General features: G+C 73.0%; 9 protein-coding genes. 4 read left to right on the forward strand and 5 right to left on the reverse strand.

The window, feature by feature from the left end; genetic code table 11:
- Positions 1 to 1,195: 1,195 nt before the first annotated feature.
- Positions 1,196 to 1,777 (reverse strand): biotin transporter BioY, encoded by a 582-nt coding sequence (locus AB0898_RS06605; RefSeq protein WP_366801713.1) that lies wholly within the window; start codon positions 1,775 to 1,777, stop codon positions 1,196 to 1,198.
- Between the two features lie 320 nt (positions 1,778 to 2,097).
- Between AB0898_RS06605 and AB0898_RS06610 the strand changes: the two genes are divergently transcribed.
- The gene (locus tag AB0898_RS06610; RefSeq protein WP_366801714.1) at positions 2,098 to 3,483 is read left to right on the forward strand and encodes an amino acid permease; all 1,386 of its coding nucleotides are present in this window, start codon (positions 2,098 to 2,100) and stop codon (positions 3,481 to 3,483) included.
- Positions 3,484 to 3,618: 135 nt separating this feature from the next.
- Positions 3,619 to 4,266 carry a superoxide dismutase gene (locus AB0898_RS06615; RefSeq protein ID WP_366801715.1) on the forward strand — a complete coding sequence of 216 codons (648 nt, stop codon included), beginning with the start codon at positions 3,619 to 3,621 and terminating at the stop codon, positions 4,264 to 4,266.
- A gap of 137 nt (positions 4,267 to 4,403) precedes the next feature.
- Here the strand turns inward: AB0898_RS06615 and AB0898_RS06620 are convergent, their stop codons facing one another.
- The gene (locus AB0898_RS06620; RefSeq protein WP_366801716.1) at positions 4,404 to 5,066 is read right to left on the reverse strand and encodes a DsbA family protein; all 663 of its coding nucleotides are present in this window, start codon (positions 5,064 to 5,066) and stop codon (positions 4,404 to 4,406) included.
- 139 nt (positions 5,067 to 5,205) lie between these two features.
- Between AB0898_RS06620 and pepN the strand changes: the two genes are divergently transcribed.
- Together pepN and AB0898_RS06630 are read left to right on the forward strand one after the other, a co-directional pair.
- Complete coding sequence (gene pepN, locus AB0898_RS06625; protein WP_366801717.1) at positions 5,206 to 7,791, forward strand: aminopeptidase N; 2,586 nt, start codon at positions 5,206 to 5,208, stop codon at positions 7,789 to 7,791.
- Positions 7,792 to 7,999: 208 nt separating this feature from the next.
- Positions 8,000 to 9,037 (forward strand): hypothetical protein, encoded by a 1,038-nt coding sequence (locus AB0898_RS06630; protein ID WP_366801718.1) that lies wholly within the window; start codon positions 8,000 to 8,002, stop codon positions 9,035 to 9,037.
- Between the two features lie 9 nt (positions 9,038 to 9,046).
- Here AB0898_RS06630 and AB0898_RS06635 read toward each other — a convergent pair whose 3' ends face one another.
- The 3 genes from AB0898_RS06635 to AB0898_RS06645 all read right to left on the reverse strand — a co-directional run bounded on the left by AB0898_RS06635 (position 9,047) and on the right by AB0898_RS06645 (position 12,385).
- On the reverse strand, positions 9,047 to 10,816 hold the full coding sequence (locus tag AB0898_RS06635) for a TIGR03767 family metallophosphoesterase (RefSeq protein ID WP_366801719.1): 1,770 nt from the start codon (positions 10,814 to 10,816) through the stop codon (positions 9,047 to 9,049).
- A gap of 141 nt (positions 10,817 to 10,957) precedes the next feature.
- Positions 10,958 to 11,479: an NUDIX hydrolase gene (locus AB0898_RS06640; RefSeq protein WP_366801720.1), complete on the reverse strand. Its 522-nt coding sequence runs from the start codon at positions 11,477 to 11,479 to the stop codon at positions 10,958 to 10,960.
- A 9-nt stretch (positions 11,480 to 11,488) separates the two neighbouring features.
- Positions 11,489 to 12,385, reverse strand: coding sequence for a pyridoxamine 5'-phosphate oxidase family protein (locus tag AB0898_RS06645; RefSeq protein WP_366801721.1), 897 nt, complete (start codon positions 12,383 to 12,385; stop codon positions 11,489 to 11,491).
- Position 12,386 lies beyond the last annotated feature (1 nt).

Below are 12,386 nucleotides of genomic sequence, written 5' to 3' on the forward strand. Positions count from 1 at the left end.
GGCCGGGGGGCCGAGTGTTGGGGGGCCGGGGGCCGAGTGCCGGGGGCCGGGGGCCGAGTGCCAGGGGGCCGGGGCCGAGTGCCAGGGGCCGAGTGCCGGGGACCGGGGGCCGAGTGCTGGGGACCTCCGGAGGCTCGACTGTCCAAAACCCGGAACCGATCGACGGGGGGCGAGGCCGGACGGCAGGGGACCAGGAGCCGAGGGGAGGGCCCAGGGGCGGGACCGGCGCGGGACCGGGGCCGCAGCCTGGGGCAGAACTGGGCGCAGAACCACGCCGGGGGGCGGCAGGGGCCGAACACGGGGCGAAGGCCAGAGGGCACGGCCACGCGGAGCCGAGGCCAGGAGGCGCGGGAGGCATTGCCGTGCGGCCAGGGCCAGGAGGCGCGGCCAGGATGTCGGGACACCATGCCGAAGGCGGTCGGCCCGCCGGTAGCGCCAAGGGTGCCGCAAAGAGCCAGGGCCCAAGGCCCTGAAGGTCAGAGCCGGGCGGGACGACCTGGGCGGCTCCGGGTGGGCGACGCCCAAGACCGTAGACCCGCGAGCGACGGTCCGCCCGCCACCGCACCGGACCAGCGCCTCCCCGAGCCGCCGGCGCCAGGGGCTGCCAGGGGACCGGCGCGCCCTGAAGGCCGAGCTGGAGGCGAGGGCGGGCAGCCGGGACGGGCCCGGGGGGCGGGGCGTAGGTCCGCGGACACAGGGGCGACCGTCCGTCCGCCGTCACACGGGACCGGAGGCGCTCCGCCTGCCGGCGGCGACGGCGGGACCCCTGGAGCCGGGGCCGCACGGCCACGGTCCGGTCGGGGGCAGGGCGCGACGGTCCGCCCGCTCCCGCATAGGGCCGGAACCCCGTACCCGGCGATCCACCCGCTCCCACATAAGGCCGGAAGCCCGTACCCGGCAATCCACCCGCTCCCCCACAGGACCGGAGCCCCGTACCCGGCGCTCCACCCACTCCCCCACAGGACCGAAAACCCGTACCCAGCGCTCCACCCACTCCCCCACAGGACCGAAAACCCGTACCCAGCGCTCCACCCACTCCCCCACAGGACCGAAAACCCGTACGTCGATGGCGTCAGGGGCCGGGGAACGGGTCACGGCAGGGGTGGGGGCGGCGAGCCGGGCGGGCCGGTGTATGGAAAAGGCCCGCCATGCCGACCGGGGAGTCGATGTGGCGGGCCCTCTCGGAGAGGGGCTGTCAGCGCTTGGCGGTGAGCTTCCACGCCGTCGGGAGGAGGCCCATCGCCAGGGCGGCCTTCAGGGCGTCGCCGATGAGGAAGGGGGTGAGGCCGGCGGCGATGGCCTGGGTGAGGGGCATGTGGGCCGCGAGGGCGAGGTACGGGACGCCGATCGCGTAGATGATCGCCTCGCCGAGGAGCATCGTGCCCGCCATGCGCAGCGGGGAGCGGTCCGCGCCCCGGCGGGCCAGGGCGCCGACGGCGGCGGAGGCGAGGATCATGCCGAGGACGTAGCCGAAGGAGACCGCGCCGGCGCCGGAGGCACCGCCCGCGAACCACGGCACGCCGATGACGCCCGCGACCGCGTACAGCGCGAGGGAGAGGACGCCGCGGCGGGCGCCGAGCGCCGTGCCGACGAGCAGCGCGGCGAAGGTCTGGCCGGTCACCGGGACCGGGGAGCCCGGCACCGGGACGGCGATCTGGGCCGCGAGACCGGTGAGGACGGCGCCGCCGAGCACGAGGGCGGCGTCGCGCACGCGGGACGCAGGGATGAGGTCGGCGAGGACTGCGCCGGGGCGAGCGGTGACGCTGGCGGTGCTCATGGGGACTCCGCGGGTGTGTGGGCAGGTGACAACTCATCGACGCTATACCGGCGGCCAACCCCCGATCACCGTCCGCGCTCGACAAAGGCATGAACAGGCGCTTGGTGGGCTCCGGACAAAGGATGCCGGTTACACCGGGATCGGCGTGACGCCCGTCACCCCGCGCGGGTGGTCCCGGCCACCCAGGTAAGTGGACGTATACATTCCGTAAGCGATTTGTCCGTATCGTGGGCACTTCCCGCGCCCGCTCCCGGGAACCGCCCAGACTGGTGGAGTTTTTTACCCATCGTCGGACTACCGGACTGGACGAGCCCCGCCCCATGCCCAGCACCACCACGCAGCAACCGCCACGACAGCGGGAACAGGGCGCCCCCCTCGCCTCCGGCCTCAAGCAGCGCCACCTCTCCATGATCGCCCTCGGCGGAGTCATCGGCGCGGGCCTCTTCGTCGGCTCCGGCGCGGGCATCGCCGCCGCGGGGCCCTCCATCGTCGTCGCGTACGCCCTCTCCGGCCTCCTCGTGCTGCTGGTGATGCGGATGCTGGGCGAGCTGTCGGCGGCGTACCCGTCCTCGGGTTCCTTCTCCGCGCACGCCGAGCGGGCGATCGGCCCCTGGGCCGGGTTCACGGTCGGCTGGTCGTTCTGGATCATGCAGTGCACGGTCGTCGGCCTGGAGGGCATCGGCGCCGGGAAGATCGTCAGCGGCTGGCTGCCCGGCACTCCGCAGTGGGCCTGGGTCGCGCTGTTCATGGTGGTGTTCTGCGGCGCGAACCTGGCGGCGGTGAAGAACTTCGGCGAGTTCGAGTTCTGGTTCGCCGCGCTGAAGGTCGGCGCGATCGTGCTGTTCCTGGTGCTCGGCGTGCTGGCCATCGCGGGCGTGCTGCCCGGCACCCACTCCCCCGGCGCCTCCCACCTCACCCACTTCCTGCCGAACGGCGCCCAGGGCCTGGTCCTCGGCCTGCTCGCGTCGGTGTTCGCGTACGGCGGCCTGGAGACGGTGACCATCGCGGCGGCCGAGTCGGAGGACCCGGTGCGGGGCGTGGCCACCGCCGTGCGCACCACGATGTGGCGGATCGCGCTCTTCTACATCGGCTCGATGGCCGTGGTCGTCACCCTCGTCCCGTGGAACTCCCCCGAGGTCGTGGCGCGCGGCCCCTACGTCGCCGCCCTCGACAGCCTCGGCATCCCCGGCGCGGGCCGCGTCATGGACGTGGTGGTCCTCGCCGCCCTGCTCTCCGCGATGAACGCCAACATCTATGGCTCCTCGCGCATGCTGCACTCCCTGGTCGGCCGGGGGCTGGGCCCGAAGGCGCTGGCGAAGGTGACCGGCGGGGTGCCCCGGATCGCGGTCCTGGTCTCCTCGGTGTTCGGTTTCGCGTGCGTGCTGCTCAGCTACTGGCGCCCGGACGACGTGTTCATGTGGCTGCTGAACATGATCGGCGCGGTGATCCTGGTCGTCTGGATGTTCGTCGGCGCCTCCCAGCTGATCCTGCGCCGCCGCGCCGAACGCGCCGGCGCCGAGCCGCCCGCCGTCCGGATGTGGGGCTTCCCCTGGCTGACCTGGGCCGCCCTGCTCGGCATGGTCGTCATCCTGGTGCTGATGGCCCGGCAGCCGGACACCCGGGCCCAGCTGTACTCCACGGGCGGCCTGACGCTGGCCCTGGCGGCGGGCGGCTACGCCTGGCAGCGGGCCCGCGCCAGGCGCTGAAGCCCCCGTAAGAACAGAGGCCCCCGCGAACGACACGCGGGGGCCTTTGTCATGCCCTGCCTGTCCCCCGGCGGCTTCTTGTTGCTAGCGTGTAGTTGCAAGTCTTTTGCAATAAGTCTCGGAGGGGACCCGTCCATGCCCGTCTACACGCTGCCCGAACTGCCCTACGACTACGCCGCGCTCGCCCCCGTGATCAGCCCCGAGATCATCGAGCTGCACCACGACAAGCACCACGCGGCCTATGTGAAGGGCGCCAACGACACCCTGGAGCAGCTCGCCGAGGCGCGGGACAAGGACGCCTGGGGCTCGGTCAACGGCCTGGAGAAGAACCTGGCCTTCCACCTCTCCGGGCACATCCTGCACAGCATCTACTGGCAGAACATGACCGGCCCGAAGGACGGCGGCGGCGAGCCGCTGGCCCAGGACGGCGTGGGCGAACTGGCCGACGCGATCACGGAGTCCTTCGGCTCCTTCGCCGCCTTCAAGGCCCAGCTGACCAAGGCGTCGGCCACCACCCAGGGCTCCGGCTGGGGCGTGCTGGCGTACGAGCCGCTGAGCGGCCGGCTGATCGTGGAGCAGGTCTACGACCACCAGGGCAACGTCGGCCAGGGCTCGACGCCGGTGCTGGTCTTCGACGCCTGGGAGCACGCCTTCTACCTCCAGTACAGGAACCAGAAGGTCGACTTCATCGAGGCCATGTGGCAGGTCGTGAACTGGCAGGACGTGGCCCGGCGGTACGCGGCCGCCAAGGAGCGGGCGGACGTGCTGCTGCTGGCCCCCTGAACCCCCGTGGACCACTGAAGTCCGCCGAGCTTCCCGCCTCGTGATCGTCTTCTCACCCTTCACGCGGGCGGGCGGAAAAGGCAGGGCCCCCGCGAAGTCATGCCCGCGGGGGCCCTGCCGTACGTACGGGTTCGTGCCTACAGGTTGCTGAAGTCCGGCCCCTGGGTCCGGGTCCGCTTCAGCTCGTAGAAGCCGGGGACCGAGGCGACCGCGACGGTGCCGTCCCACAGGCGGGCCGCCTGCTCGCCCTTCGGGGCGGGGGTGACGACGGGGCCGAAGAAGGCGATCTGCTCGCCGTCGGGGCCGGGGACCGCGATGACCGGGGTGCCGACCTCCTGGCCGACCTTCTCGATGCCCTCCTTGTGGGAGGCGCGCAGCTCGGCGTCGAACTCGAAGTCGGTCTGGTCGAAGTAGTCGATGAGGCCGGCGGGCAGACCGGCCTCGGCGAGCGCGCCCTCGACGGCCTCGCGGGTCGGACCCTGGCCCTCGTTGTGGATGCGGGTGCCGAGCGCGGTGTACAGCGGGCCGAGGACGTCGGCGCCGTACTTCTGCCAGGCGGCGGTGACCACCCGGACCGGCTGCCAGGCCTTGGTGGCGAGCATGTCCCGGTACTCCTCGGGCAGCTCGTCGATGCGGTCCTCGTTGAGGACGGCGAGGCTCATGATGTGCCAGCGGACCTCGATGTCGCGGACCTTCTCCACCTCCAGCACCCAGCGGGAGGTCATCCAGGCCCAGGGGCAGAGCGGGTCGAACCAGAAGTCCACCGGGGTCTTGCCCGACGTGGTCGCGGTCTCGGACATGTCTCTCCTAGCGAAACGGTCTTTACCGGCGCCAACATCGCCTCCGCCCGCGCAATTCCCCGATGCCACGCCTCGGGGCCGCATGGCAGGATCGTGCCGTTCGGTGCCTGATTTTCCGCGATCACAAGGGAGTGCCGCCGTGCCCGGTGAGAATCTGTCCCGCGACGAGGCCCGCGAGCGGGCCGCGCTGCTGTCCGTCGACGGGTACGACGTGTCGCTCGACCTGCGCTCCGCCGTCGGCGGCGCCGAGGACACCGGCGGCCCGCGCACCTTCCGCTCGGTGACGACGATCCGCTTCGGCTGCGCCGAGCCGGGCGCCTCCACCTTCGCGGACCTGATCGCCCCGTCGGTGAACGCGGTGACGCTCAACGGCCGTGACCTGGACCCGGCCGAGGTCTTCGACGGCTCCCGGGTGCTGCTGACGGACCTGGCCGCCGAGAACGAGCTGACCGTGGACGCGCAGTGCGCCTACTCCCGCACCGGCGAGGGCATGCACCGCTTCGTGGACCCCGAGGACGGCGAGGTCTACCTCTACACGCAGTACGAACCGGCCGACGCCCGGCGGGTGTTCGCCAACTTCGAGCAGCCCGACCTGAAGGCGCCCTACCGCTTCGAGGTGCAAGCCCCCGAGGGCTGGCGGGTGTGGAGCAACGGCGCCGGTGAACTCGTGGACGGCGTCTGGAAGTTCGCGGAGACCAAGCCCATCTCGACGTACATCACCTGCGTGGTGGCGGGGCCGTACCACTACGTCACCGACTCCTACGAGCGCGTCCTGGAGGACGGGACCAAGCTGGAGATCCCGCTCGGCGCGATGTGCCGCAAGGGTCTCGCGCCCTACTTCGACGCCGACGACGTCTTCCTGATCACCAAGCAGGGCCTGGACTTCTTCCACGAGAACTTCGACTACCCGTACCCCTTCGGGAAGTACGACCAGGCGTTCGTGCCCGAGTACAACCTCGGGGCGATGGAGAACCCGGGCCTGGTGACCTTCCGCGAGGAGTACATCTTCCGCGGCAAGGTGACGCAGACGTCGTACGAGGCGCGGGCCAACGTCATCCTGCACGAGATGGCGCACATGTGGTTCGGCGACCTGGTCACCATGGTGTGGTGGGACGACCTGTGGCTGAAGGAGTCCTTCGCGGACTTCATGGGCACCTTCGCGAACGTGGGCGCGACCCGGTTCAAGGACGCCTGGACGACCTTCGCCAACCGCCGCAAGGCCTGGGCCTACCGCGCCGACCAGCTGCCCTCCACGCATCCGATCACGGCCGACATCCGCGACCTCCAGGACGCCAAGCTCAACTTCGACGGGATCACCTACGCCAAGGGCGCCTCGGTGCTCAAGCAGCTGGTGGCGTACGTCGGGCAGGACGCCTTCCTGGAGGGCGCCCGCCGCTACTTCAAGCGCAATGCCTATGGCAACACCCGCCTGGGCGACCTGCTTTCGGTGCTCGCGGAGACCAGCGGCCGGGACATGACGGCGTGGTCGGCGGCCTGGCTGCAGACGGCCGGGGTCAACTCCCTCACCCCGCAGGTGCTGTTGGACGACGAGGGCCGGATCGCGGAGCTGGCCGTGGTGCAGGAGGCCCCGGAGTCGCACCCCGAACTGCGGCCGCACCGGGTGCGGGTGGGGCTGTACCGGCTCGACGGCGAAGGTGTGCTGGAGCGTTACGCGAGCGTGGAGACCGACGTCGAGGGTCCGCGTACCGTCGTCGCCGAACTCGCCGGCGCCGAGGCCCCCGACCTCGTCCTGGTCAACGACGACGACCTGACCTACTGCAAGATCCGCTTCGACGAGACCTCGCTCGCGACCCTGCGCGAGCACCTGGGCGCGCTGTCCGACCCGCTGGCCCGCGCGCTCGTCTGGTCCGCGCTGTGGAACATGACCCGGGACGCGCTGCTGCCCGCGCGGGACTTCCTCCAGCTGGTGCTGCGGTTCGCGGGCCGCGAGTCCGACATCGGCGTGCTCCAGATGCTGCACGCGTGGGCGGGCACGGCCCTGGAGCGGTACGCGGCGCCCGAGTGGCGGGAGACCGGCGGCGACCTGCTGGCGCGGGGCGCGCTCGACGAGCTGCGGGCGGCGGAGCCGGGCAGTGAACACCAGCTGGCCTGGGCCCGGTTCTTCGCGTCGGTCGCGGCCGCGCCCGCCGATCTGGCGCTGCTGAAGGCGCTGCTCGACGGCACCGAGACCGTCGAGGGCCTCACCGTGGACCAGGAGCTGCGCTGGGCGTTCCTGGAGCCGCTGGCCGCGCACGGGGTGGCCGACGAGGAGCTGCTCGTCGCCGAGCTGTCCCGCGACGACACCGCCTCCGGCAAGCGGCACCAGGTCCGCTGCCTGGCGGCCCGGCCCTCGGAGGCGGTCAAGGCGCAGGCGTGGGCGCAGGTCGTGGAGTCCGACCGGCTGTCGAACGCGCTGGTCGGGGCGACGATCGCGGGCTTCTCCCAGCCCTCGCAGCGCCGGCTGACGTCGCCGTACGCCCAGAAGTACTTCGCCGTCATCGACCGGATCTGGCGCGAGCGGTCCATCCAGATCGGCATGGACATCGTGAGCGGGCTCTTCCCCGCCTACCAGGACCGTCAGGAGACGCTGGACGCGACGGACGCCTGGCTCGCGGAGCACGCGGACGCGGCCCCGGCGCTGCGCCGCCTGGTGCTGGAGGCGCGCGACGACCTGGCCCGCACGCTGCGCGCCCAGGCCTGCGACGCGAAGGCCGAGGGGCACTGATCCTTGGCCTGAGCTTGGCCGCTCGGTGACCGTTACCGAATCCGGGCACGCGCACCCGTAACCCCTGGTCCTCCCCCGAACGGACCAGGGGTTTTCGCTGCCTACTCGGCATCCGAACACCCGTCCTTTAGTACCGTGTTGTCCGCATTCCTCGACGAGCGTGTAACACGGGTTACAGGCGGGACGGGGGTCGGGCATTCCGTTGGACATGACGCACAACACCCCACTCTCCCCCCGCCCCCTCCGGCACCTCTCCGAGGTGCACCGCCGTGTGCTGTCGGCGGCCCAGCTGCGCTCGCACGGTGTGACGACCGCCGAGCTGAACGAGCGCTGCCGGGACGGGGGCCCCTGGCGGCTGCTGCTGCCGAACGTCGTCCTGCTCCACTCCGGCGGCCCCACCAGCGAGGAGCGGCTGCACGGCGCCCTGCTGTACGCCTCGCGCGAGTCCACCCCGGGCGTCCCGGCCCAGCCGACGGCCGGCGCCCCGCACCGCTCGCCGTACCCGGAGGCGATGATCACCGGTCTGGCCGCACTCGCCCTGTACGGCTTCGCGGCCGCGCCGCCGCTCGCCGCCCTGGACCGGGTGGACGTGCTGGTGCCGAGGCTGCGCCGGCTGCGCTCGGCCGGGTACGTCCGGGTGCGGCGCACGGCCGAACTGCCCGTCGCCCAGGCCGTTTCCGGGGTGCCGGTGGCGCCGGTGCGGCGCGCGCTGGCCGACGCGGTGGCCCGGCTGACGGACGCGGACGCCGTACGGCTGCTGCTGACCGAGGCGGTGCGCGAGGGACACTGCGAACCGGCCGCGCTGGTGCGGGAGTTGAACCAGGCGCGGCTGCTGGCGCGGTCGTATGTGGTGGACGCGGTGGAGTCGCTGGTGGCCGAGGGCCGGGCGGCCGCCGAGGACCGGCTGTACCGGCTCGTGGGCGAGCACGGCCTGCCCGACCCGGTGTGGAACGTGGACCTGCGGCTGCCCGGCGGTCCCCAGCTGGGCGGGGTGGACGCCTACTGGCCCGAGCAGGCGGTGGCGGTGGAGCTGGACACCCGGGCCCCGCACCAGGACGAGGGCGAGCGGTGGGCACGGTACGCGCGCAAGCGGGAGCACCTGGAGCGGCTGGGGATCACGGTCGTGCACGTCACCCCGCGCAGGCTGCGGGAGTCGGCGGAGCAGCAGGCGGCGGTGGTGCGGACCGCCCTGATGGCGGCGGGCGACCGCGATCCCGCCGCGTACGTCGTGGTGCTGCCCCGCTAGGTCCCGCCGTCAGGGCTTCTTGATCAGCAGTTCGGTGTTGCGGTCGGTGCTCTTGCCCGCGAGGTCCGTGCGGGCGCCGGGGGCGTTGAACGACAGCTCGCGGTAGAGGGCGGCGAGGCCGGTCTGGGAGAGATCGGCGAAGTCGGTGCGGTGCGGGGCCGCCGCCTCGACGAGGGTGGTGAACAGCGAGAGCGTGCCGTCGCCGTTGTCCGCCAGCTCGATGACGCGGGCCAGGTGGGGGTGGTCGATGTGCGAGGCGGTGGAGATCTCCCAGAAGGAGCCGTGCGCGCCCTGGTGCGGGGTGACGACGTTCTTGTGGATGTGGCCGTTGACCCAGGCCAGCACATGGGGGTGGGCGCCGAGCACCGAGACCAGTTCGGCGCCGTCGTGGCGGCGTTCGCCGGGGCGGGCGGGGTCGGGGCGGGTGTTGGTCATGGTGGTGCTGGTGTGGTGGCTGAAGACGATCACGTGGTCGTCCGTGTGCGCCTTGAGCGTGTCCTTCAGCCAGGTGAGCTGGGCGGTGCCGACGGAGCCCTCGTAGAAGCCGCCGGAGTCGGTGGTGTCGAGGCTGATGCCGAGCACGCCGTCGGCGATGCGGAAGGCGTAGTACCGGGTGCCCGCGTCGAGGTTGGCCGCCGTGTAGCCGTGGCCGGCCGGGCCGTGGCCCTGGTGGGCGGGGTCCAGGAGCGCCTTCAGATAGCCGGTGGGGGTGTAGGGGGCGCGCCGCTCGTCGGGGGTGACCGAGCGCGTGGAGCGGGTGTGGGCCTTGAGGAAGTCGCGGTAGTAGGTGCCCCGGGGGTCCGTCGCGCCCTTGATGGCGGCCTGGACCTTCCCGGCCTCGGCGCGGGTGGCCGTCATGAGCTTGCGGGTGCCCATGGCCGCCGCCACCAGATACGGGTCGGCGTGGGAGCCGTAGCACCCGGAGGGCAGGAGGTCGTGGTTGCCGACCGTGGCGTACCAGGGGACGGCGAGGCCGGGGCTGCGCACCTCGCGGATCGCGGCGGCCAGGAAGCCGGACAGGTGCGGGAAGCCGAGCGCCTTGTCGCCGTCGCGGACGGTGGAGCCGGGCTGCCAGTAGAGGCCGAGCCCGGAGTTCTGCACGCCCTCGTAGTGCCGGGGGTCGCCGGAGTTGGGGGTGATGCGGCCACCGCTCATCACCTTCATGAACCAGTCGAGCTCGGTGCGGGAGTTGTTGTCGGTGTTGTCCCCGGTGGTCATCACGAACCCGAGCGGGGTGCCGGTGACGGGGCCGCCGCGCAGCGCGTTGACCCGCTCGACCAGGGACACGGCGCCGGCGACGGTCAGCGCCTCCTGCGGGCGCCAGCCGTGCGGGTCGCAGGCGCGCAGGAACTCCAGGCGCAGCGGGTGCTGGACGTCGGTCAGATGCAGATCGGTGAACTGCACGAACGCGGCGAGGGCGGTACGGCGGTCCGCGCGGCCGGTCTGGGGCGCGGCGAGTTCGGCGCGTACCACACGGGGCCAGCCGGGTCCGTCGCCGAGGCGGCGGTAGCCCGGGCCGGTGCCCCGGGGGGTGGCGACGGAGGCGAGGGTGGTGCCCTGGGTGTAGGGGGCGACGGGGGCGGGCGCGGGGGGCGTTGTCGCGGGGGCCGTCGCTGTGGGGGCCGTCGTCGCGGCGGGGGTGACGGTGGCGGCCTCGCTCTCGGTGGGGCGCAGGACATAGCCGAAGCCGGCGGAGAGCGAGACGGCTCCGGCGGCGGACAGCAGGGAACGGCGGTGGAGGCCCGGTTCGGGGCGGGCGGCAGAGCGTGAGCGCGGCATGCGCGGTCTCCCCGGGTGCGTCGGCGGTCGTCGCGGACCGCCGCCGAGGCGAACGGGCCGCTCGTTCCGGATGTTTGGCACCGGGGGTGAAACAGGAGTGAACGCGGCCGCAACGGCTGACGCCGATCGCCCTACGCGCAGCTACCCGGCCGCCTCCGCTTCCGGCCCCGCCGCCGGATGCCCCGCCTCCAGATGCCCGGTCGGCGGCCGCTCCGCCTCCAGATGCCCGGTCGGCGGCCGCTCCCGCCACAGCCGCAGGGCGATGTCGATGAGGGGTACCCGTTTCAGGGCGGGTACGGCGGTGAGGTCGTGCCAGGCGGCCAGGTCGGTGGAGCCGTTCACCTCGTTGCGGAGTTCGCCGCCGGCGATGCGGCCCTCGTAGACCAGCCGCAGCGCGTGGTAGGGGGTCGCGCGGCCGAAGGGGCGGCCCGGGAGGGTCAGCCGGAGGGAGTCCGCGCCGAGGAGGCCGGTCACCTCGACGCGGTAGCCGGTCTCCTCGGTGACCTCGCGGCGCACGGTGTCGTACGGGTCCTCGCCGGACTCCATGCCGCCGCCGGGCAGCACCCACTCGGGGGTGCCGTCGGGGGCGGGTGAGCGGGCGAGCAGGAGCTGTCCGTCCCGGACGCACACGGCGTAGGCCGCCACCCTCAACTTCCGTCGCATACGGGGACGTTAGCGCGGCGGCTCCGGGTTGGCCGGGGAATACCCGGGCGCGCTCCAGCGCAGCGGGACGGCCGCCGGGGTGCTGATCGCCTCGGCGACGGTGAAGCGCACGGTGCGCTCACCGTCCGCGCCGAACTCGGTGCGCGCCTCGCCGGTGAGCTGGAGGGTGGTGCCGGTCGCCCAGTCCAGGAAGAGGAGTCCGGCGCGCGGGTCGGCGCGGAGGTTGCCGAGGGTGAGGAACATGGCGTTGCCCGGGTAGTCGCGCCAGCTCAGTTCGCTCGGCGAGTCCACCCGTACGAAACCGGGGTTGCCGCCCCGGTGGCTGGTGTCGGCGCCGCCGGGGTGGACGGTGGCGAGGAAGAAGGTGTCGGCGGCGGCGATGAACCGGGCCGCCGCCTCGTCGAGTCGACCGTGCCGTACGGGGGCCGCCTGACCGGGTGGCTCGACGCGCTCGTACGTCTCCCTGCGCTGGATGTACTTGGGGCAGTTGGAGAACACCTGGTCCGCCTCCACCGCGAACCCCCGTGCCGTGGGCCGGAGCCGACCGTTCAGGCGCATCCGGCGGCGGGTACGCGGGTCGAGGGCGATGGTGCCGACGGGGGTGCCGGGGGTGGCGAGGGCCGTGGTGAGCGGGTCGGCCGGGGGCAGGCCCGGGGTGACGGACAGCTGCCGGGGTCCGGTGACGCGGGCGAAGCCGGGTTCGCCGGAGAGCGCGGAGGCCCAGACCCGTCCGGTGCCGGGGTCGGCGGCGCCGACGATCAGCAGGGGCTGGAGCCCGAGGAAGGCGGCGGCGACCGGCTTGATGTCCTGGCCGAGGGAGCGGCCGACGTGGTCGGCGCGCTCGCGCTCGCCCGCCTGTTCCTGCACGGCGCGCGAGCCCGCGTGGTACACGCTGTGGGCGCCCATG

The organism is Streptomyces sp. NPDC005435 (genome assembly GCF_040703155.1).
Classification (GTDB): Bacteria; Actinomycetota; Actinomycetes; order Streptomycetales; family Streptomycetaceae; genus Streptomyces.